The sequence below is a fragment of the Sinorhizobium sp. BJ1 genome, from assembly GCF_002531555.1.
GTDB classification, from domain to species: domain Bacteria; phylum Pseudomonadota; class Alphaproteobacteria; order Rhizobiales; family Rhizobiaceae; genus Sinorhizobium; species Sinorhizobium fredii_B.
The window spans coordinates 276,981-296,964 of record NZ_NWTH01000006.1; the positions used below are offsets into that span (position 1 = coordinate 276,981).

Below are 19,984 nucleotides of genomic sequence, written 5' to 3' on the forward strand. Positions count from 1 at the left end.
ATGGGTGAACTTGTCGACATCAACGCCCCCGTCGAGCGGGAGGGGACGAAGGCGGTCGTCCGCAACTGGCTCAGGAAAATCGGCGAAAGCGTCAAATCGGGCGACCCGCTCGTCGAACTCGAAACCGACAAGGTGACGCAGGAGGTCCCCGCTCCCGCCGACGGCGTCCTCAAGGAAATTTTGATGGAGAACGGCGACAATGCCACCCCCGGCGCCGTTCTCGGCCGGATCGGCAGCCGGGCTGCCGGTGTCGATCTGCCTGCCTCGCCTGTGCCGGCGGTCACCTTGGAGACGTCGTCTGCCCCTGCCCAGCCTCCGCATTATTCACCAGCCGTGCGCCGCGCTGCGGACGAATACGGCATAGATCCCGCAACCGTAGCCGGCACCGGTCGGGATGGCCGTATTACCCGCGCCGACATGGACAGGGCCTTTGCTGCCAAGACGGAGCATTTCGAGGCTGCGGCCGAAATCAGCGCCCCCGAGCCGCAAACTCCCGCTCCCAGGACGGTCTCAGCGGAGCCCGGACCGGCGCTGCGTTCCCGCCGGATACCGCACAGCGGCATGCGCACAGCGATCGCCACCCACATGCTGCAATCGATGACGACAGCGCCGCACGTCACCGCCGTCTTTGAAGCCGATTTTTCGGCGATCATGCGCCACCGCGACGCGCATAAGGCGAAGCTGGCGGCGGAGGGCATCACGCTCTCCTATACGGCCTATATCGTATCCGCCTGCGTCACGGCGATGCGCGCCGTTCCCGAGGTCAACAGCCGCTGGCACGGCGATGCGCTCGAAGTGTTCGACGACATCAATATCGGTGTCGGAACCGCCCTTGGCGACAAAGGCTTGATCGTGCCGGTGATCCATCAGGCCCAGCATCTTTCGCTCGCCGGCATTGCGGCGAAGCTGCAGGATCTGACTTCACGGGCGCGATCGAACACGCTTAACGCCGCGGACGTCAGGGGCGGTACCTTCACCATTTCCAATCATGGCGTATCCGGATCACTGGTCGCGGCGCCAATTATCATCAACCAGCCCCAATCGGCGATCCTCGGCGTCGGAAAGCTCGAGAAGCGGGTCGTCGTCCGTGAGGTCGATGGTGTCGACACCATCCAGATCCGACCGATGGCCTATGTGTCGCTGACCATCGATCACCGGGCGCTGGACGGCCATCAGACTAATACGTGGCTCAACCATTTCGTCCAGACCCTCGAGAGCTGGCCCCAATGAGCAAATCCCATGACTACGACGTGCTCGTCATCGGCGGAGGGCCTGGCGGCTATGCCTGTGCGATCCGCGCCGCCCAGTTGAAGCTGCGGACGGCCTGTGCCGACTTGCGAGACACTTTGGGTGGCACCTGCCTGAATGTCGGCTGCATCCCGTCCAAGGCGCTCCTCAACGCGACGCACCACTACGAACTGGCCGTAAGTGGAAAGCTTGGCGCGCTCGGCATCGACATCGGCAATGTAGCCTTCGATCTCAGCCGGCTGATGGCAGCAAAAGACGACACCGTCTCGTCGCTGACGAAAGGCATCGACTTTCTCTTCCGCAAGAGCGGCGTCACACGCCTGAAAGGCAAGGCGCGGTTTGAAGCAGAAAACAGCATCTCGATCGATGGAAAGCAGGTTACTGCGAAGTCCATCGTCATCGCGACTGGTTCGAAGTCCGCCCCCTTCAATGGCCACGCGATCGACAATCCAGGCGGGCGCATCGTCGACTCGACGGGCGCACTCTCCTTCAGCATGGTTCCGGAGCATCTCGCCGTGATCGGCGGCGGTGCCATAGGTCTCGAACTCGGTTCCGTATGGCGGCGGCTGGGTTCTCAGGTGACCGTCATCGAATATCTGGACGTCATCCTTCCGGGCATGGACAAGGACATCCGCGCCAAGGCCCTGCAGATCCTGACGCAACAGGGCATGACAATCCTCACCTCCACGGCGGTGGAACGGATTTCGCAAATCGAGAATGGCGTCACCTTGTCAATCGCTGGCGCCGAAGGGAAGCGAACCCTCTCGGCATCGGCCGTCCTGATCGCGACCGGCCGCCGGCCGAACACCGATGGTTTGGCGCTCGAAAAGATCGGCTTGCAAACAGACAACCGCGGCCACATCCCCATCGGCAGCAAATGCGAGACGGCAGTGCGCGGCATCTATGCTATCGGCGATGTGACGCCCGGTCCCATGCTGGCGCATCGTGCCGAGGATGAAGGGATCGCCGTCGCCGAACATCTGGCAGGACTCGTCCGCCCGATCAGCCATGCGGTGATCCCATCCGTTGTCTATACGAGCCCGGAAATTGCCAGCGTCGGTCGGACGGAACAGGAACTGAGGGAGGCCGGCGTCTCCTTCACGAAAGCCGTCTTCCCGATGTCTGCCAACAGCCGCGCCACGGCGAACCGCGAGCCGGAGGGTTTCGTCAAGATCCTGGCGGATCGGGAAACGGACGTCGTGCTTGGCGCCCACATCATTTCGGAGACGGCGGGGACAATGATTGCGCAGGTCGCCCAGGCCATGGAATTCGGCGCCACGTCGGAAGACATCGCCTATAGCTGCCATGCCCATCCCACCCATAGCGAAGCGGTCAAGGAAGCGGCGATGGGAATTCGCGGGGAAGCTATTCACATATAACGATGCGCCTGGGGCGCTGCGGGCGAAGGACAAATCCTGCCCAGCGCCGATGAGGGCATCAACGGCGACAGCCCGAGAGTGGCGAAGAACTTGTCTCTTTGGGCTTGGGTACCGTCCAGTAGCGGCCGTCACCGGAATTCCGCTCCGCGACCCAAAACGGTCCGAGCCAGATGAGCAACAGACCTGCCGCAAGCGGTGATCCCAGAACCGAAACGAACACGACGGCTTGCATAGCGATGATTTCCATTGATCTTCGGCGTCAGCTTTGCTGACTTGTGCAACTTACAACCGGTCGAACCGGTGAAAAGTTCCATTGGAATCACCGGTCCGTATCGGTGCTCGCTGCAGCGGCCCTCAATGTCACCCATCGGCACGGACAGCCTCCCCGCGCCCCTGGCGACCGCGGCAATGAACCGTCGTGTAGAGCAATTCCAGGAAAAGGGTGTAACGGTTTTTCGTCCAGAATCGCATGATTTTCAAATGGTTAGGCCAGTCATTTCATTGTTTAAATGAAACAACGAAATGATCTAAACGGCCACCGCCAACACGGCGCAACAGTCGCCCGCCTTGATCAGCCCGGGAAAGTGACGGGCAACCAGCATTCCCGCCATCTTGGCGTGAATTTCGATCGGCTCGGCGCCGGTGCGGCCAGTCGGATAAATCCGCGCGATCAGGGCGCCGGCTTCGACCGCCTCTCCAAGGTCGATCAGGAATTCGACAAGCCCGCCATCTTCGGCGAAGGCGAAACAATCACCGCTCGGCATGTCCAGCCACTGTGTCGGCTGAACATCGATCTCGCCCTTGAGTATCCCGGCATGGCGCAAGATATTTGTCGTGCCGCGCTTGGCGATGGCAGCGCTTTTTGCCGTCGCGGATCCGCCGCCGCCGAGCTCGGTCGTGATGAAGATCTTGCCCATCTCCTCGGCGGCCGTGTCATACATGCCAACCGCATCGATCTCGAGCATCTTCATCGAGTAGGGTGCGCCGAAGGCTTTGACGAAGTCGAAGGCCTTTGCTTCCTGCAGTTTGTCCGGAAGAACGTGGGCCGCACAGAAAGGCAGGAAGTCGAGGGTCCGCCCGCCGGAATGGAAGTCGAGCACGACGTCGGCGAGCGGTAGAAGGACGCGCTGGAAATAATCGGCGATCTTCTCGGTCACCGTACCGTCGGGCCTGCCCGGAAAGCTGCGGTTCATGTTCCCCTTGTCGATCGGCGAGGTGCGCGCCGCGCCGAGAAACGCCGGGTAGTTCATCGCGGGCACGATGATCACCCTGCCCTGCACCTTCGCGGGGTGAAGATTGCGCGCCAGATCGAAGAGGGCAATCGGCCCTTCATATTCATCACCGTGATTGCCGCCGGTCAGGAGGGCCGTCGGGCCCTCGCCGTTCTTGGCGACGGTTATCGGGATCATCACCGAGCCCCAGGCGGAATCGTCGCGGCTATAGGGCAGCCGCAGAAACCCGTGCTGAATGCCGTCCGCTTCGAAATCGACCGTGGCGCTAATCGGCGACGGCCGCAAATGCTGGTCCGTCATGGCTCAGTCCTTGACCATCAGCTTGCGCGGCACGGAGGCGAGGCATTCGACGCCGCTCTCGGTGATGAGAATGCTCTCGGTCGTCTCGAAGCCCATGTCCTCGAGCCAGAGCCCTGTCATGAAATGGAAGGTCATGCCGGGCTTCAGTTCCGTCTTGTCGCCAGGACGCAGGCTCATGGTGCGTTCGCCCCAATCCGGCGGATAGGAGAGACCGATCGGATAGCCGGTGCGGTTGTCCTTGACGATGCCGTATTTCTTCAAGACCGCGAAGAAGGCATTGGCGATGTCCTCACAGGTGTTTCCAGGCCTGGCCACCGCGAGGCCCGCCTCCATACCTTCGAGCGTTGCCTTCTCGGCGTCGACAAATGCTTGCGTCGGCTTGCCGAGAAATACCGTGCGCGACAGCGGCAGATGATAGCGGTTGAAGCAGCCGGCGATCTCGAAGAAGGTGCCCTCCCCCTTCTTCATTGGCCGATCGTCCCAGGTCAGATGCGGAGCGGATGCCTCGACGCCGGACGGAAGAAGCGGCACGATCGCTGGATAATCGCCACCGATGCCGTCGACGCCGCGTGTCCCGGCATCGTAGATCTCGGCGACCAGGTCGCATTTGCGCATGCCGACTTCGATCTTGTCGAAGATCCGCTGATGCATGGCCTCGACGATACGCGCGGCGTTGCGCATATATTTGATTTCCGTCTCGCTCTTGACGGCACGCTGCCAGTTGACGAGTGCCGTTGCGTCGATGAAGCGCGCGTTCGGCAGATGCTTCTGCAGCGAGGCGAAAGCGGCCGCGGAGAACCAGTAATTATCCATCTCGACGCCGATCCTGAGCGCCCCCCAGCCACGGCCGGTGAGGATTCCCGAGAGATAGTCCATCGGGTGGCGCTCGGTCGACTGCACGTAATGGTCCGGATAGCCGACGATGTTCTCGTGCTCGAGATAGGCGGTAAGCTTGGCGCCGTTGGCGTCCTGGCCGCGGCCGAACCAGATCGGCTCGCCGGAAGGCGGAACGATCACCGCCTGGTGCACATAGAAGGACCAGCCGTCATAGCCGGTGAGCCAGGCCATGTTGGAAGGGTCGCTGACGATCAGGAGCTCGACGCCCTTGGCTTCCATCGCCTGCCGCGTTTTCCTGAGGCGCGTTTCGTATTCCCCAAGGGAGAATTTGAGGTTGGGTTGGGTCATATCTCTTCCCTCGTTCTTCCGGCCGTGCCGGCTTCAGCTCTCGAAAGTGGTTCCGGCATTCATCGCGTTGGCCCGGGCATAGGCGAGCGTTGCGATAGCGGTGTCCTGGATGCCGGTGCCGGTCAGATCGGCGATCGTGATCTCGTCCGCCCGCCTCCGTCCGGTCTTCTGCCCGGCAATTACCTGGCCCAGTTCCGCAAATTCGGCGTCCGGCGTGATGAGCTCCGCGGCAATCGCGTGATGCAGTTCACCGAGCCGGCGCGTCTGCTTCAGGCTGTCGGCAAAATAAGTGGCGCGAGCAATCGCCTGCGGGTCGAGTTCGTTCTTATGTTCGGCGTCGGAGCCCATGGCGGTGACATGCTGCCCCGACTGCAGCCAACTGGCCTTGAGGATCGGCGCCTCCGACGGCGTGGTGGTGACAACGATGTCGGCGCCCGCGACTGCCGCCTTCGGGTCGGTTGTCGCCTTCACCGGGAAGCCGAGCTTTCCTGCAAGCGCGCTCGCCGTCGTCTCGGCCTTGGCCGCGTCGCGGGCCCACAGGCGCGCCTCGCGGATCGGCCGGACGAGAGCGAGTGCTTCGAGCTGCAGCGTCGCTTGCATGCCGGCGCCGAAGATCGCGGCGACGGAAGCGTCTTCCCGCGACAGATGCTTGGCCGCCACCGCACCGGCCGCCGCGGTCCGCACGTCGGTGAGATAGCCGTTGTCGAGCAGCAGCGCCTGCACCAGCCCGGTTTTGCTCGACAGGAGCACCATCATGCCGTTGGTGCTCGGCAAGCCGATCTTCGGATTGTCGAAGAAGCCTGGGCTGATCTTGATGGCAAAGCCATCGAGACCCGGCACATAGGCAGTCTTCACGTCGACTTCGCCGCGATGCGCGGGAATATCGAGCCTCAGGATCGGCGGCATCGCCACCGCCTTGGTGGCGAGCGCATGGAACGCATCCTCGACGCAGGTAACCGCCTCGCGATCGAGCGGCACGATCCGGCGCAGTTCCGCTTCCGTGAGAATCGTCATCCGTGTCATGCCACTTCCTCCCGAAACGGGTCCGTTTCGCCGTTCATCACCCGCAGATGCAGCCCCATGTCGACATTGCGGCCGGACAGAATGACCGCGATCGGGCCGTCGATGTCTTTGACCTTGCCGGCAAGAAGCGCCGCGATGCCGACGGCGCCGGCCCCTTCCACCACTTCGCGCTCTTGCGTGTAGGCGTGGCGCATGCCGGCGGCGATTTCCTCCTCCGTCAGCAGGACCATGTCGTCGAGGAGCTCGCGGCACATGCGGAACGTCAGGTGATTGTCGAGCCCGATGCCGCCGCCGAGCGAATCCGCCAGGCTCGGATATTCCTCGACGAGCACGGGCCTGCCGGCGGCAAGACTCGCCTTCATGGCCGCGCCGCGCTCCATCGTGAGTCCGATCACCCGCGTCGCCGGCTTACGCGCCTTGATCGCTGCAGCCACCCCGGCGGCGAGCCCGCCGCCCGAAACCGGAACCAACACCGTGGCGACCCCGGGCATCTGCTCGACGATCTCGAGGCCCAACGTACCCTGCCCTGCCACGACCGACGGATGGTCGAAGGGCGGAATCATGACGAGGCCTTTTTCCATGACGAGACGCTCGACTTCTTCCTGCGCCTCGTCCTGGGATTTGCCGACGATCCGCACGTCGGCGCCAAGGCGGCGGATCTCGGAGACCTTGTTCTCCGGCACCAGCCGCGACATGCAGATCGTCGCGACCGCACCTTCCGTCATTGCCGCATGGGCGAGCGCCCGGCCGTGATTGCCGGTCGAGGCGGCGATGACGCCGCGTGCCCGCTCTTCGTTTGAAAGCGACAGCACCGCATTGGTCGCGCCGCGCAGCTTGAAGCTGCCGGTCGTCTGGTGGTGCTCGAGTTTCAGGCAAACGGGGACGCCGCAGAGCTCGCCGAGCGATGCCGAGGCAACGAGTGGAGTGCGCTGCACCCGGCCGGAGATGCGCCGCGCCGCCGCCTCGATGTCCTCGATCGTCACCGGGGGAGAAGCGCTCATGGCCATTCCCCCTCGAGCGGCAGCGCCATCAGCTGTCCGAGTTCCAGCCGCGCCGAGTTGTCGCCGCAGAGGCGAAGACAGGCCCAGGCCGTAGCGTAATTGCTGCTGACGACGGGCTTGCCGATCGCAGCTTCGATCTCGGCGATCACGCCGGCCGCGCGCACCGCTGTGCAGGAGATGAACAGCGCGTCGGATTCGGGCGCCATTGCCTCCTTTGCAAAGGCGACGATCTCCGCAGGCGCGATCCGCGCCATCTCCCGGTCGTCGGTCAGCCCCAGGCAGGTGAACCGGTCGATCCCGAAGCCGAGTTCGGCGAAATAGTCCGCCATTGGCCGGCTGGTCTCGATCGTATAGGGGGTAAGAACCGAAATTCTCTTCGCGCCCAAGGCACGCAAGCCTTTGACCGAGGCAGCCGTCGGGGTCACCACGGCCACCTCCGGCTTCGCTGCCTTGATCGCTGCCGTTACCTCCTCGTCGCCGATGACGACGGAGGCCGAGGTGCAGGAATACATGACGACGTCGAGCGTCTCGCCGGGCAGGATCAATGCCGCCGCCGCGGTCAGCGAAGGCTGCATCGCCCGGAGATTCTCCGGGGTCACCGGATTGGCGTAGGGAATGCGTGCGACATAGACTCCGATCTCGTCGGATGCCACGAGGCGCTGGAAGTCCACTTCCGTCGTATGGTCGGTGGCGAGAATGACGAGACCGATGCGTTTGGCGAGCGGCCGATCGTCGAGGCGCGGGGCGCGCCGCGCCAGGGAAAGGGCGACAGGTTCTTCCATCAGCGCTCGTCCACCCGTGCGTAGCGCTCTTCCAGCCAGCGCAGGAAGAAGACCGAGATCAGGCTCATGATCAGGAAGAACACGCCGACCAGCGTCATCGGCTCGATATAGCGGTAGTTGCTGTTGGCGATGCTTTTTGCCTGGTTCATGAGTTCGAGCACCGTGATTGCAGAAAGCAGCGGCGTCTCCTTGAACATGGCGATCAGGTAGTTGGCGAGCGCCGGGATCATCGGCCGGATCGCCTGGGGCAGGATCACGTGGATCCAGGCCTGGCGTGCGGTGAGATTCGTCGCCTTGGCCGCCTCCCACTGGCCGCGCGGAACGTTCTCGATGCCGGCGCGATAGACCTCGGCCGTATAGGTGCCGTAATGGATGCCGAGACCGATGACGCCGGCGACGAGAGCCGGCAGACGGATGCCGATGTCCGGCAGCACGTAGAAGATGAAGTAGAGCTGCACCAGCAAGGGCGTGCCGCGGATGAACTCGACGGCAAAGCTCGTGGCGCGCGCGACCGGCGCCGGCGCCACCATACGCAGGATGGCAAAGACAAGGCCCATGACGGCAGCGACAGCAGCGCCGAGGATGGTGGCCAGAATGGTGATCTTCAGCCCCTCGATGAGGGTCGGCATGATCTGGCGGACGAATTCCCAATCCCATTCCATGGTCAAATCCTCACGCCGTCGAGGCCACGGCTGACGCGCCGCTCCAGCCAGCGCATGCCGAGCGAGATGAGCCAGGCCATGACGAAGTAGAGCAACAGTATCGTCGCGAAGGGGATCAGCGTGCTGCCCGTCTGCGCCCGGACCACCTGAGCCTGGAAGGTCATGTCGGTCAGCGAAATCAGCGAGACGACGGCAGTTCCCTTCAAAAGCTCGATCGCGTTGTTGCCGAAGGTCGGCAGCATCAGCGGCAGCGCCTGCGGCAGGATGATGTGCCGCATCGCCTGATAGCGCGTGAGATTGAGCGCGATGCAGGCTTCGCGCTGCTCGCGGCCGATCGCCTTAACCGCACCTCTGACAACCTCCGCGCCGTAGGCGCCGACATTCAAGCCGAGCGCCAGCACGCCGGCCTGCAGCGGTGTCAACGTGATGCCGGCAAAGGGCAGCACGAAATAGACCCAGAAGAGCTGGACGAAAATCGAGGTGCCGCGGAAGAACTCGATATAGGTCGTGGCCAGCGCCCGCACCGCCATGAAGCGGCTGACGCGCCCGAGTCCCGCCGCAAAGGCGACCACGACGGCAAGCGCCGAACCCATCAGCGTGAGCTGAACGGTCACCCATGCGCCCTCAAGGATCAATCCGATATAGCCGGACCAGTCGATCATCGTTCCGTTGTTCCAGTCAGATTTCGGCTTGCTTCACGGTATGACCCTCCCCACCTTCCCCGCCTCGATGCGTAGGGAAGGCGGGCGAGGACCCGGTTTAGGCTTATTTCGCGGCGCAGAGCTTCTCGCGCGTCGTCGACATCGCGGCCTTGGCCGAGAAGCCGTAGGGCTCGATGATCTTGGCGAACTCGCCGGACTCCTTCATCTTGGCGAGTTCGACGTCGAAGGCATCGCGCAGCGCCTCGTCGCCTTTTCGGAAGGCGGCGCCGTCGCAATAGACGGGCGCCCCTTCGACCGGAGCCACCACCTCGATGTTCGGGTCATTCGCCTTCGACACCAGATCGTTGATCGACAGCACCGGCAGCGAATAGACGTCGATGCGGCCGTCTTGCAGCATCTTCATGCCGCTCTGGCCGTCCGGCACGACGATGACGCGATCACGCGGCACGCCGGCTTCGAGCGCCAGCTTTTCTTCGGTGCCGCCGCCGGGGGCGCCAATCTTCGCATCCGGATTGTCGGCGATGTCCTTGTAGCTCTGCAGCTTGAGCGGATTGCCCTTCTTCAGCGCGAAGGCCTCGGCATCGCAGAGGATCGGCTGGGAATAGGCGACGGCCGCGCAGCGCTCCGGCTTCATGAAGAGGCCGGCGGTGATGGCGTCATGACGCCCCGCCTGCAGGCCCGGGATCATCGCGCCGTATTCCGAGATCGAGGCGACGACGTCCGCAACGCCGAGACGCTTGAAGATTTCGCGGGCGACATCCGGGGCAGCACCCGAAACCTTGCCGTCGGCACCGACCGCCGTAAAGGGCGGTTCGTTGGCGATGGCGATGCGCGCGAAACCCTGTTCCTTCAGCTCCTCGAGCTTGTTGTCATCCGCGGCGGCGGGAGTAGCTACAGCAACTGCCATCAACGCCGTTGCACCTGCCGCCATTGCCGTCCAGTCTTTCAGTTTCATCGTTCCCAACTCCTCTGTTGTTCTCTTGCTGTTGTTGTGTGAGGCAATGTCGGCCGTAAGGGCTTAGACGCGGTGCCCGGCCGCTATGATCTTGCGCAGGAAGGTCTGCGTTCGTTCCTGCTTCGGATGCCGGAAGATGTCCTCGGGCTTGCCTTCCTCGACGATCTTGCCGCGGTCGAAGAAGAGCACGCGATCGGCGAAGTCATGGGCGAAACCCATCTCGTGGGTAACGAGCAGCATCGTCATGTCGGTCTCGGCGGCAAGCTTGCGCATGACGTTGAGAACCTCTTCGACGAGCTCCGGATCGAGCGCGGATGTTACCTCGTCGAAGAGCATGATCTTCGGCGAAAGCGCCAGCGCCCGGGCGATCGCGACGCGCTGCTTCTGGCCGCCGGAGAGCTGCGCTGGCATGCTTTTGGCCTTGTCGGCGAGGCCGACCATGTCGAGCAGTTCCATTGCCCGCTTTTCGGCCTCGGGCCGGGCGATGCCCTTGGTCAGCCTCGGCGCCAGCGTCACATTGTCGAGGACGCACTTGTGGGGAAACAGGTTGAAGTGTTGGAAGACCATGCCGATCTTCTCGCGCATGCTGTGGAGATGCCGCTCGTCGGCCGGCACGAGACTGCCGCCCTTCTTCATGTGGTAGAGCTGCTCGCCATCGACCTGGATGAAGCCGTCGCTGATCGTCTCGAGCGTCATCAGGATGCGCAGGATCGTCGTCTTGCCGGAACCGGACGGTCCGATGAGGGCAAGCTTCTCGCCCGGCATCACCTCCATCGACAGTCCATCGAGCACGGTCAGGGGACCGTATCTCTTGACGATGTTGTCGATGCGGATGATCGGCTGGGGCATTCGCGGCTCTCCCTTCGAGACCGATAATGTCCTAACGATGATCTGGTTCCAAAATCATGTCAATGTGAATAATAATATCATGACAATTATTCGGACAATGCCCTAGGAATGAGCATTGCGTCAAATCACGAGCAGCAACGCCTCCGGATCGCCGAGCGCCAGAGACGCCACGATCCCGAGCCCGGTCTTGAGCTCCTGTTCGCTGGTTGAGCCGAGCGAAATCCGCACGGCCGGGCGCCAGCCGCTGTCGGCCGTGCGGAAGGAGGCACCCGGGGCGATCGCGACGCCGCGCAGCCGCGCTTGCGAGACGAAGGCGTCTTCGGAGTGACCCTCGGGCAGCGGCAGCCAGACATGCAGACTCTGCGGATGGGTGCGGTGGGCAAGCCTGCCGAACGTCTCCGTGGCGATTGCATGGCGCGCGGCGAGCGCCCGGCGCTGCCAGTTGACGAGTTCCATTGCGGTGCCGTCGCTCACCCAATGCGTTGCGATCTCCGCGATCGAAGGCGTCGCCATCCAGTTCGAGACGAGGTGTCGGTTGGCAACCGCCGCGACGTAGCGATCGGGAGCAGCGAGGTAGCCGATCCGCAAGCCCGGCACGGTGATCTTGGTAAAGCTCGTGACATACAACGTGCGTTCCGGCGCCAGTGCCGCAACCGGCGGCAGGCGCTCCTCCACCAGCGGCCCCAATATGTCATTCTCGATGATGGCGATGTCATGCCGGCGCGCGACCTCCGCAAGCGCTGCGCGGCGCTCGGCACTCATCAGGGTCGCCGTCGGGTTGATGACCGAGGGCTGCAGGAATATCGCCCGTATTACCCCCTTGCGGCAGGCCTCGTCCAGGGCATCCGGGATCATGCCGTCGTCATCGATCGCGACGCCCTGGAGGTGTATGCCGAGATAGGTCGAAAGCGGCACCAGCGTGTGATGGCTGATCGCCTCCGTAGCAATCGTCGAGCCGGGAGGGGCGACGCTCATCAGCGCCACCGTCATGGCCGAGGTCGCGCCGTTGGTGAGGCTGATGTTGAGCGGCGAAATGTCGAGACCGCAGCGCGAAAGCCATTCGGCGGCGACATTGCGGTGGCGCGGAAACACCATGTTCGGCCGGAACGAAAGCGCCGAGCTTGCCGGCAGGTTCTCGGCAAGCCAGCCGAAGGCCTGCCGCATCTTGTCGAGATGGATCTGTTCGCAGACCGGCTTTAGGATGGAAAGGTCGACCAGCTCGCCGAGCCGCTCGGGCAGATACGGCGGCTCCGGCTCACGCGGCCGCGCCTGCACGAAGCTGCCGCGCCCGACCTCGCCGGAGATCAGACCGCGCCGGATCAGCTCGTCATAGGCACGGCTCACCGTCTGTACCGAGAGCTTCAGCTCGTCGGCGAGCTTGCGATGCGTCGGCAGCCGGGTGCCGTTCTGAAGCCTGCCGTCCTGGATGGCACGGGCGAATTGATCGGCCAGCGAGAGGTAAGCCGGGCGGCGCAGGAGCGTTGTGTCGGGCGTCCAATTTGTCATGATTTGAACAGTGATCAAAATCAGCTCAATTGACAATGCAAAACTCAGCACCCAATGTCTTTTCCTGGACTTTGACGCGACTGCAGCGCCGCGCGTCTCATCAGACGTGCAAAGGTCGCTGTAGCACTTTGAATTGCCGCATGGGATCGACGGAAGGAACCCGCATGAAGCTCGACGCGATCGATCTGCGCATTCTTGAGGCGATCCAGGCTGATGGACGCATCACCAAGCTGGCGCTGGCCGAAAAGGCCGGGCTGTCGCCAACGCCCTGCTGGATGCGGCTCAGGAAACTCGAAAAGGCCGGCATCGTCACCGGCTATCATGCGCGCGTCGCACTACGCCGTGTGGCACCGGTTGCCAGCGTGATGATGGAGGTCACCCTCGGCAATCACCGGCAGGCCGATTTCGACCGCTTCGAACGCGCCATCGCCGCAATTCCAGAGATCGTTTCCTGCTGGTCGGTCGGCGGTGGCGTCGACTATATCCTCAAGGTCGTGACGGCCGACATTGACGCCTATCAGCGGCTGGTGGACGAACTGCTCGGGCGAGAACTCGGCATCGACCGCTATTTCACCTACATCGTTACCAAGACGGTCAAGGAGGAGACCGTATTGCCGCTTGGTTCGCTGTTGTCGCAGGTGAATTAGAAACGACGAGCAGGCGGAAGAATTCCACATCCTTTCCGAGCGCGCAGATCCTTGGACTGGCCGAGAAGGTGTTGGTACGGAGTGAATTGGTAAAGCGCCAGCGATAGCTGGCCTAAAAGGGCGGCCGTGGTTCAGGCACTCTCCCCTCAGACATAGGAGATGTCTTAACTCTCGCCATCGTCCATCGACAGAACTTCATGCCGTTTCAATTCGTCGATGGCCTCGATCGCTTCGTCGGCCGACCAGCCTGCAGAAACGGCGGCCTGCACCAGCCTCGTTTCTACCTGTTGCTCGAGCTCCATATACAAAGGCTCTAACGCTTCCTGCACGGTCAGGATGTGTTCACCAGCCATCACGACAGGGCGATGGGGCAGTGACGCGGTCATGGCACAATCCTCCCTCCTTCACGCGGACGTGTTCTGCACAACGTCCCAATCAAGCTTCTGTTCCACGCACGCTCATCGATATTCAGGAGAGTTGGATGGCCTCTCACGCGAAGGGCGGAAAACCGCACGCACTGTTCCTCAACCGACCCAGACAGTCTCTCTTGCCGAAGCCTCTGCTTTGGTCAAAGTCTCTCCCGGCGAGCGGCGCAATGGACAATCTCTCGCGGCAACAGTGTCAATCTCTCCGCAACAGACGAGGAGACTTGGACATGACCGCTATTTTTGCGCGCACCGCCTTTCACGAAGCGTTGAAACAGCTGAACGACCGGCAATTGCTGCGGGAGCTCGCCTATGTCGGCGGCCGCTGGATTGCCGGACGGGACGGCAAGTGTCTCGAAGTCAGTGATCCAGCCAGTGGTGCCGCCCTCGCCTTCGTCGCATCGCTCGATGAGGGCCAGACGTTCGAAGCGATCGGTGCGGCGGAGAAGGCATTCAAACCCTGGCGCAACATGCTGCCGCAGGCGCGCGCCGCCATCCTGCGCAAGTGGCACGAGCTGATGCTCGCGGCTCGCGAGGACCTGGCCCTGTTGATGACGCTCGAACAGGGCAAGCCACTCGCCGAGTCCCGTGGCGAGATCGATTACGCGGCTTCCTTCATCGAGTGGTATGCCGAGGAGGGCAAGCGCCTCAACGCCGAGAGCGTGACAAGCCACCTCGCCGGCGCCGAGATGATCGTCCGCCGGGAAGCGCTCGGCGTCGTCGGCATCGTCACGCCATGGAATTTCCCCTCCGCCATGATTACCCGCAAGGCGGCCGCCGCACTTGCGGCGGGCTGCACCGTGGTTGCGCATCCCTCCTCCGAGACGCCGCTTTCCGCTTTGGCACTTGCCGAGCTCGGCGAACGCGCCGGCCTTCCCGCCGGCGTCTTCAACGTTGTCACCGGCAACGCCGCAACGATCGTCGGGCGCCTGTGCGAAGACGCGCGAGTCCGCGCGATGAGCTTCACCGGGTCGACGGAGATTGGCCGGTTGATTGCCGCCCAATCAGCGCCGACGATGAAGCGGCTGGTCATGGAACTCGGGGGCCACGCACCGCTGATCGTCTTTGCCGATGCGGATGTAGAGAAAGCGGCCGATATTGCCATCGCCGCGAAGTTCGCCACTTCCGGACAGGACTGCCTTGCCGCCAACCGCATCTATGTCGAGCGGCCGATCCTCAAATCCTTCGAGGAGGCTTTCGCGGCGCGGATCGCCCGCTTGACGGTAGGACCCGGACTTCGACCGGGCACCGACATCGGGCCGCTGATGCACGAGCGTGCCGTCGCCAAGATCGAGGAACAGGTTGCGGACGCGCTCAAACTGGGCGCCAAGCTTGCCGTCGGCGGCACGCGCCACGCGGCCGGGCCGCTATTCTTCCGGCCGACGCTTCTGACCGATGTGCCCGACGATGCACTGATCATGCGCGAAGAGACTTTCGGCCCCGTCGCGGCCGTCACCGCCTTCGACAGCGAAGACGACGTAGTCGCCCGGGCGAACGACACCGAATATGGACTCGTCGCCTATGTCGTCACCGAAAACGGCGCCCGCCAGATGCGGCTCGCCCGGGCACTCGAATACGGGATGGTGGCGATCAACCGGGTGAAGATCACCGGCGGGCCGATCCCCTTCGGCGGCTGGAAACAATCCGGGCTCGGCCGCGAAGGCTCGCGCCACGGCATGGAGGCCTTCACCGAGCTCAAATATCTCTGCGTCGACACCGCCGCCTGACCGACTTCTGACGAAAGGAAAGACAATGCTCGAAAAAAGCAACGAACTCACCGCCTGGGACCGCGACCACTTCTTCCATCCCTCTACCCATATGGGGATGCACGCGCGTGGCGAGAGCCCGACGCGGGTCATCGGCGGCGGCGAAGGCGTCTACATCACCGACATCGCCGGCAAGCGCAGCCTCGATGCTTTTGCCGGGCTCTACTGCGTCAATGTCGGTTATGGCCGTCAGAAGATCGCCGACGCCATTGCACAGCAGGCGAAGAACCTCGCCTATTACCACGCCTATGTCGGCCACGGCACGGAAGCCTCGATCCGGCTTTCCAAGATGATCATCGACCGGGCGCCGGAAGGCATGTCGCGCGTCTATTTCGGGCTATCCGGTTCGGACGCCAACGAAACCAACATCAAGCTGATCTGGTATTACAACAATATTCTCGGCCGGCCGGAGAAGAAGAAGATCATCTCGCGCTGGCGCGGCTATCACGGCTCGGGCGTGATGACTGGTTCGCTGACCGGCCTGCACCTCTTCCACAATGCCTTCGATCTGCCGCGCGCGCCGATCCTGCACACCGAAGCCCCCTATTACTTCCGCCGTCCCGATCGCTCGATGAACGAGGAGCAGTTCTCGCAATATTGCGCCGACAAGCTCGAGGAGATGATCCTCGCAGAAGGTCCCGATACCGTTGCGGCCTTTATCGGCGAACCGATTCTCGGCACCGGCGGCATCGTGCCGCCGCCCAAGGGCTATTGGCAGAAAATCCAGGCGGTGCTTCAGAAATACGACATCCTGCTCGTCGCCGACGAGGTCGTGACCGGCTTCGGCCGTCTCGGCACGATGTTCGGCTCCGATCATTACGGCATCAAGCCGGACCTGATCACCATCGCCAAGGGGCTGACCTCGGCCTATGCACCGCTTTCCGGCTCGATCGTCTCCGACAAGGTCTGGGACGTCCTTGTCCGCGGTTCTGACGAACTTGGCGCCATCGGCCATGGCTGGACCTATTCGGCGCACCCGATCTGTGCGGCGGCAGGCATCGCCAATCTCGAGCTGATCGACGAGCTCGGCCTCGTCGAGAACGCCGGTTCGACGGGCGCCTATTTCCGGGCGGAACTCGAAAAGGCCGTCGGCGAACACCGCCATGTCGGCGAAGTGCGCGGTGACGGGTTGATGGCGGCAATCGAATTCGTCGAGGATCGCGACGACCGGAAGTTCTTCGATCCGGCCCAGAAGGTCGGGCCGCAGGTGGCGGCAGCACTGCTGGAACGCGGCGTCATTGGCCGCGCCATGCCGCAGGGCGATATTCTTGGCTTTGCCCCGCCGCTCTGCCTCACCCGCGAGGAAACCGACATCGTCGTCAAGGCGGCCGATGACGCGATCCGGTCCGTCCTCGGCCGCTGAAGGAGAACGCCTATGATGCATTCCGTTCCGAAGACCATGGCGGCCGTGCTGCTCACCGGCCACGGCGGGCTCGATAAGCTCGTCTACAGCCGGGAGGTCCCGGTGCCGGCTCCCGCCGCCGGCGAGGTCCTGATCAGGGTCACCGCCTGCGGCATGAACAACACCGACGTCTGGGTGCGCGAAGGCGCCTATGGCACCGAGGATGACCCGGCTGCTGTCTCGACCTGGCGGCGCCAAGGCAACACGCTCACTTTCCCGCGCATCCAGGGCACCGACACGGTCGGCCACATCGTCGCCGTCGGCGACGGTATCGACAGGGCGCGTATCGGCGAGCGCGTCATGGTCGATTTCTCGATCTACAACCGCGATGACGACAGCCTGGCCGACATCGACTATATGGGCCACGGCCGCGATGGCGGCTATGCCGAATACATGGTGCTGCCGGCCGAAAACGCTCACGTGGTGGCGACCGATCTCACCGATACCGAGCTCGCCACCTTCTGCTGCGCCTATCTCACCGGCGAGCGCATGCTGGAACGAGCGAGGCTTGCGGCGGGCGAACGGATCCTCGTCACTGGCGCGTCGGGCGGCGTCGGCTCGGCGATCATCCAGCTGGCCCGCGCCCGTGGCGCCATCCCGATCGCCGTCGCCGGCCCGGGCAAAGAGGCTGCCATGCTCGATATCGGCGCCGAAGCCGTCGTGACCCGCGGTCGAGGCGATCTCTTCGAAGCCGTCAATGAAGCCGTCCAGGGCGAACCGATCGACGTCGTTGCCGATCTGGTCGGCGGTCCCCTCTTCAATGATCTCTTGAAGATCCTGCGCCCGGAAGGCCGCTACACCACCGCCGGCGCCATTGCCGGTCCGGTCGTGCAGCTCGATCTCAGGACGATGTATCTGAAGCAATTGGAGCTGCACGGCTCGAGCCAGGGTCGCCGCGCCGATTTCCGGCGGCTGGTCCGATACATCGAAGACAAGAAGATACGCCCCCTCGTCGGCGGCGTTTATCCTCTGTCGGAATTCCATCGGGCGCAAAGAGACTTCATGGCGAAAAATTTCGTCGGCAAACTCGTCGTCGTCCCGGATTGAAACTCGTCGACCGCCAGCGGAAATGCGCAACTAATTAGAGTATTCCCAGCCAGGAAAACCGCGGCCCTGTGCCGCGGTTTGTCGTGTCGGTCGTGCTTGGCCGCGATGATTTCTTTCAAAGGTACGCTAGACAGGCTCAACTACCAGAACCCAGATTTGGTGCTCCGGCTTCAGTTCATTTGACGCGTTTATTAGCATATGAGTAAATTGACGCACCAAGGGGGAATTTCATGGATTTGGTAACGCTCGTCATGACCGTATGCCTTGTCACGGCACCCGAAAGGTGCCGAGAAGAGAGTATGCAACTTGAGGCCCACGGATCGCTGACGCAATGCATGTTCCAGTCCCCCGTGCACATCGCCAGTTGGTCGCAGCAGCATCCGTCTCTGCGCGTCAAGAAATGGCGATGCAGACTTCCGGACGTTGACCGGGTCATCTGATACGCGCGCGGTAGGTCAAGGTATCCGATGGCGCCGACGAAAGCTCATCTGCTTCGCGGGTCAGGCGATCGCGAAGCGGCGATCGCACGCAGACCGGATCCGTGGTACTCGCGTCGCCGGCCAGCGCCATCGCCTGGCAACGGCAGCCGCCGAAATCAATTTTCTTGCGCTCGCAGCTCCGGCAGAGTTCCGGCATCCAGTCCTCGCCGCGATAGGCATTGAATGCCTTACTGTCATACCAGATCTCAGAGAGTGAACCCGCGCGCACATTCTCGAAAGACAGGCTTGGAATGGTTTCCGCCGCATGGCAGGGAAGCACCCGGCCGGATGGCGTGACGTTCAAGCCCACCCTCCCCCAGCCGCCCATGCACGCCTTCGGGTATGTGGAATAGTAGTCCGCGGGTACATAGTCGATGACCAGTGTACCCTCATATTTCTTGCGCGCCTCGGTGACGGTTTGCGTCGCCCGATGGACCTGTTCGCGTGTCGGCATGAGAGCCGCCTTGTTGCGCTCGGCCCAACCGTGGAACTGCACGGTCGCGACCTCGATACGACGCGCCTTCAGCCGAATCGCCAATTCGATCATGGCCTCGATTTCGCCCATGTTCTGCCGGTGACAGACGGCGTTCAGCGTCAGCGGGATGCCGGCATCCGCCACCCAGCCCGCGACGGCGATCTTTCGTTCATAACCGCCTCCATATCCGCTGATTCTGTCGGCGCTTTCGGGAGAAACGCCCTGGATGGAGAGCTGAATATGATCGAGCCCCGCATCGGCCAGCTTGCCAATGCGAGCCGCAGTCAGGCCGACGCCCGACGTGATCAGATTGGTATAGAGTCCAAAGGCAGCCGCTGCTTGCGTCAACTCCACCAGGTCCCGGCGTGCCGCCGGCTCGCCGCCGGACAAGTGCAGATGCAGCACGCCGAGAGCGGCGGCTTGCCTGAAGACGCCGATCCATTCCTCCGTAGAAAGCTCCTCATCTGCCCGCGTCAGCTCGATTGGATTGGAGCAATACGGGCAGGCCAAGGGACATCGATGCGTCAACTCCGCCAGCATCGCCATCGGCGGCGGCACGCTTGGGATCCTGGCTTTGACTTCTTCTGCAAGGGCGATGCTATTGCTCATTCGACGATCTCCAGCATGCGGCGGATGGCAAGCTCGCGGGCGAAGGACTGGACATCGCTGGCAATCTGGGCAACCGGGGCCTCGAACTGCGCCGCGAAATCGGTGGCGATCCGATCGAGGCTCCGTTTGCCATCCAGGGCTTCGACGATTTTGACGGCGATCTCGTCGAGAGCCATGGCACGTTCCGGTGCCAGCAGAACCGTATGGCCGCGAACCGTATCCTCGCGCAGCCGGACCCCTCGCGCCAGTTTGACGACGCTGGAACCGGAAATCACGGGCGCATCGGCAGTCATTCGGCCTTACCCCTTTTCAACGTGCCATTGATTGCCGCAAGCTGTCGTGGCGCAGGT

The 19,984-nt window shown here is 63.0% G+C and carries 20 protein-coding genes; 7 read left to right on the forward strand and 13 right to left on the reverse strand.

Translation table 11 applies throughout. The annotated features are described in order from the left end of the window. Positions 1 to 1,230 carry a 2-oxo acid dehydrogenase subunit E2 gene (locus CO676_RS11860; RefSeq protein ID WP_097521219.1) on the forward strand — a complete coding sequence of 410 codons (1,230 nt, stop codon included), beginning with the start codon at positions 1 to 3 and terminating at the stop codon, positions 1,228 to 1,230. After that, a complete protein-coding gene (gene lpdA / locus CO676_RS11865; RefSeq protein WP_097521220.1) occupies positions 1,227 to 2,627 on the forward strand; it encodes a dihydrolipoyl dehydrogenase in 1,401 nt (466 codons plus the stop codon). The genes CO676_RS11860 and lpdA overlap by 4 nt, the downstream gene beginning before the upstream one ends. 527 nt (positions 2,628 to 3,154) lie before the next feature. On the opposite strand, the gene doeB is transcribed toward lpdA, so the two are convergent. The 10 genes from doeB to CO676_RS11920 all read right to left on the reverse strand — a co-directional run bounded on the left by doeB (position 3,155) and on the right by CO676_RS11920 (position 12,784). Next, positions 3,155 to 4,159, reverse strand: coding sequence for a N(2)-acetyl-L-2,4-diaminobutanoate deacetylase DoeB (doeB, locus tag CO676_RS11875; protein ID WP_097521221.1), 1,005 nt, complete (start codon positions 4,157 to 4,159; stop codon positions 3,155 to 3,157). Positions 4,160 to 4,162: 3 nt separating this feature from the next. Further along, on the reverse strand, positions 4,163 to 5,344 hold the full coding sequence (gene doeA, locus CO676_RS11880) for an ectoine hydrolase DoeA (protein ID WP_097521222.1): 1,182 nt from the start codon (positions 5,342 to 5,344) through the stop codon (positions 4,163 to 4,165). 33 nt (positions 5,345 to 5,377) lie between these two features. Continuing rightward, positions 5,378 to 6,367, reverse strand: coding sequence for an ectoine utilization protein EutC (gene eutC, locus CO676_RS11885; protein WP_097521223.1), 990 nt, complete (start codon positions 6,365 to 6,367; stop codon positions 5,378 to 5,380). After that, positions 6,364 to 7,368 (reverse strand): hydroxyectoine utilization dehydratase EutB, encoded by a 1,005-nt coding sequence (gene eutB / locus CO676_RS11890; RefSeq protein ID WP_097521251.1) that lies wholly within the window; start codon positions 7,366 to 7,368, stop codon positions 6,364 to 6,366. Before eutB ends, eutC begins: the two co-directional genes overlap by 4 nt. Further along, the gene (gene eutA / locus CO676_RS11895) at positions 7,365 to 8,150 is read right to left on the reverse strand and encodes an ectoine utilization protein EutA (RefSeq protein WP_097521224.1); all 786 of its coding nucleotides are present in this window, start codon (positions 8,148 to 8,150) and stop codon (positions 7,365 to 7,367) included. Before eutA ends, eutB begins: the two co-directional genes overlap by 4 nt. Further along, complete coding sequence (ehuD, locus tag CO676_RS11900) at positions 8,150 to 8,812, reverse strand: ectoine/hydroxyectoine ABC transporter permease subunit EhuD (RefSeq protein WP_097521225.1); 663 nt, start codon at positions 8,810 to 8,812, stop codon at positions 8,150 to 8,152. Before ehuD ends, eutA begins: the two co-directional genes overlap by 1 nt. Before the next feature lie 2 nt (positions 8,813 to 8,814). Then, positions 8,815 to 9,474: an ectoine/hydroxyectoine ABC transporter permease subunit EhuC gene (ehuC, locus tag CO676_RS11905; RefSeq protein ID WP_097521226.1), complete on the reverse strand. Its 660-nt coding sequence runs from the start codon at positions 9,472 to 9,474 to the stop codon at positions 8,815 to 8,817. Positions 9,475 to 9,577: 103 nt separating this feature from the next. Beyond that, entirely contained in the window at positions 9,578 to 10,429 is an 852-nt protein-coding gene (ehuB, locus tag CO676_RS11910; protein WP_097521227.1) for an ectoine/hydroxyectoine ABC transporter substrate-binding protein EhuB, read from the reverse strand. A gap of 63 nt (positions 10,430 to 10,492) precedes the next feature. After that, positions 10,493 to 11,278, reverse strand: coding sequence for an ectoine/hydroxyectoine ABC transporter ATP-binding protein EhuA (gene ehuA / locus CO676_RS11915; protein WP_097521228.1), 786 nt, complete (start codon positions 11,276 to 11,278; stop codon positions 10,493 to 10,495). 120 nt (positions 11,279 to 11,398) lie between these two features. Then, positions 11,399 to 12,784, reverse strand: a complete 1,386-nt coding sequence (locus tag CO676_RS11920; protein ID WP_097521252.1) for a PLP-dependent aminotransferase family protein — start codon at positions 12,782 to 12,784, stop codon at positions 11,399 to 11,401. A 164-nt stretch (positions 12,785 to 12,948) separates the two neighbouring features. Here CO676_RS11920 and CO676_RS11925 point away from each other — a divergent pair, with 164 nt between their 5' ends. Next, positions 12,949 to 13,431, forward strand: a complete 483-nt coding sequence (locus CO676_RS11925) for an Lrp/AsnC family transcriptional regulator (protein ID WP_014763860.1) — start codon at positions 12,949 to 12,951, stop codon at positions 13,429 to 13,431. 164 nt (positions 13,432 to 13,595) lie between these two features. Here CO676_RS11925 and CO676_RS11930 read toward each other — a convergent pair whose 3' ends face one another. Continuing rightward, positions 13,596 to 13,817, reverse strand: a complete 222-nt coding sequence (locus CO676_RS11930) for a hypothetical protein (protein ID WP_041414259.1) — start codon at positions 13,815 to 13,817, stop codon at positions 13,596 to 13,598. 269 nt (positions 13,818 to 14,086) lie between these two features. Here CO676_RS11930 and CO676_RS11935 point away from each other — a divergent pair, with 269 nt between their 5' ends. From CO676_RS11935 to CO676_RS36025, 4 genes are all read left to right on the forward strand, one after another. Then, a complete protein-coding gene (locus CO676_RS11935) occupies positions 14,087 to 15,583 on the forward strand; it encodes an NAD-dependent succinate-semialdehyde dehydrogenase (protein ID WP_097521229.1) in 1,497 nt (498 codons plus the stop codon). A 25-nt stretch (positions 15,584 to 15,608) separates the two neighbouring features. Continuing rightward, positions 15,609 to 16,985: an aspartate aminotransferase family protein gene (locus CO676_RS11940; RefSeq protein WP_097521230.1), complete on the forward strand. Its 1,377-nt coding sequence runs from the start codon at positions 15,609 to 15,611 to the stop codon at positions 16,983 to 16,985. 12 nt (positions 16,986 to 16,997) lie between these two features. Then, positions 16,998 to 18,071 (forward strand): alcohol dehydrogenase family protein, encoded by a 1,074-nt coding sequence (locus CO676_RS11945; protein WP_097521231.1) that lies wholly within the window; start codon positions 16,998 to 17,000, stop codon positions 18,069 to 18,071. A 230-nt stretch (positions 18,072 to 18,301) separates the two neighbouring features. Further along, a complete protein-coding gene (locus CO676_RS36025; protein ID WP_097521232.1) occupies positions 18,302 to 18,511 on the forward strand; it encodes a hypothetical protein in 210 nt (69 codons plus the stop codon). Here the strand turns inward: CO676_RS36025 and pqqE are convergent. Both pqqE and pqqD read right to left on the reverse strand, forming a co-directional pair. Continuing rightward, the gene (gene pqqE / locus CO676_RS11955; RefSeq protein WP_097521233.1) at positions 18,504 to 19,634 is read right to left on the reverse strand and encodes a pyrroloquinoline quinone biosynthesis protein PqqE; all 1,131 of its coding nucleotides are present in this window, start codon (positions 19,632 to 19,634) and stop codon (positions 18,504 to 18,506) included. The genes CO676_RS36025 and pqqE overlap by 8 nt on opposite strands. Further along, positions 19,631 to 19,927: a pyrroloquinoline quinone biosynthesis peptide chaperone PqqD gene (pqqD, locus tag CO676_RS11960; protein ID WP_097521234.1), complete on the reverse strand. Its 297-nt coding sequence runs from the start codon at positions 19,925 to 19,927 to the stop codon at positions 19,631 to 19,633. The genes pqqE and pqqD overlap by 4 nt, the downstream gene beginning before the upstream one ends. Positions 19,928 to 19,984: the final 57 nt, after the last annotated feature.

Excerpts from the sequence above, each read along its gene's own strand:
- CO676_RS11945 (WP_097521231.1), top strand. The coding sequence starts at position 16,998 with ATGATGCATTCCGTTCCGAAGACCATGGCGGCCGTGCTGCTCACCGGC.
- eutC (WP_097521223.1), bottom strand. The coding sequence starts at position 6,367 with ATGACACGGATGACGATTCTCACGGAAGCGGAACTGCGCCGGATCGTG.
- CO676_RS11920 (WP_097521252.1), bottom strand. The coding sequence starts at position 12,784 with ATGACAAATTGGACGCCCGACACAACGCTCCTGCGCCGCCCGGCTTAC.
- CO676_RS11935 (WP_097521229.1), top strand. The coding sequence starts at position 14,087 with ATGACCGCTATTTTTGCGCGCACCGCCTTTCACGAAGCGTTGAAACAG.
- ehuB (WP_097521227.1), bottom strand. The coding sequence starts at position 10,429 with ATGAAACTGAAAGACTGGACGGCAATGGCGGCAGGTGCAACGGCGTTG.
- CO676_RS11930 (WP_041414259.1), bottom strand. The coding sequence starts at position 13,817 with ATGACCGCGTCACTGCCCCATCGCCCTGTCGTGATGGCTGGTGAACAC.
- CO676_RS11925 (WP_014763860.1), top strand. The coding sequence starts at position 12,949 with ATGAAGCTCGACGCGATCGATCTGCGCATTCTTGAGGCGATCCAGGCT.
- pqqE (WP_097521233.1), bottom strand. The coding sequence starts at position 19,634 with ATGAGCAATAGCATCGCCCTTGCAGAAGAAGTCAAAGCCAGGATCCCA.
- ehuC (WP_097521226.1), bottom strand. The coding sequence starts at position 9,474 with ATGATCGACTGGTCCGGCTATATCGGATTGATCCTTGAGGGCGCATGG.
- lpdA (WP_097521220.1), top strand. The coding sequence starts at position 1,227 with ATGAGCAAATCCCATGACTACGACGTGCTCGTCATCGGCGGAGGGCCT.
- CO676_RS11860 (WP_097521219.1), top strand. The coding sequence starts at position 1 with ATGGGTGAACTTGTCGACATCAACGCCCCCGTCGAGCGGGAGGGGACG.
- pqqD (WP_097521234.1), bottom strand. The coding sequence starts at position 19,927 with ATGACTGCCGATGCGCCCGTGATTTCCGGTTCCAGCGTCGTCAAACTG.
- CO676_RS11940 (WP_097521230.1), top strand. The coding sequence starts at position 15,609 with ATGCTCGAAAAAAGCAACGAACTCACCGCCTGGGACCGCGACCACTTC.
- doeB (WP_097521221.1), bottom strand. The coding sequence starts at position 4,159 with ATGACGGACCAGCATTTGCGGCCGTCGCCGATTAGCGCCACGGTCGAT.
- doeA (WP_097521222.1), bottom strand. The coding sequence starts at position 5,344 with ATGACCCAACCCAACCTCAAATTCTCCCTTGGGGAATACGAAACGCGC.
- CO676_RS36025 (WP_097521232.1), top strand. The coding sequence starts at position 18,302 with ATGGATTTGGTAACGCTCGTCATGACCGTATGCCTTGTCACGGCACCC.
- eutB (WP_097521251.1), bottom strand. The coding sequence starts at position 7,368 with ATGAGCGCTTCTCCCCCGGTGACGATCGAGGACATCGAGGCGGCGGCG.
- ehuA (WP_097521228.1), bottom strand. The coding sequence starts at position 11,278 with ATGCCCCAGCCGATCATCCGCATCGACAACATCGTCAAGAGATACGGT.
- eutA (WP_097521224.1), bottom strand. The coding sequence starts at position 8,150 with ATGGAAGAACCTGTCGCCCTTTCCCTGGCGCGGCGCGCCCCGCGCCTC.
- ehuD (WP_097521225.1), bottom strand. The coding sequence starts at position 8,812 with ATGGAATGGGATTGGGAATTCGTCCGCCAGATCATGCCGACCCTCATC.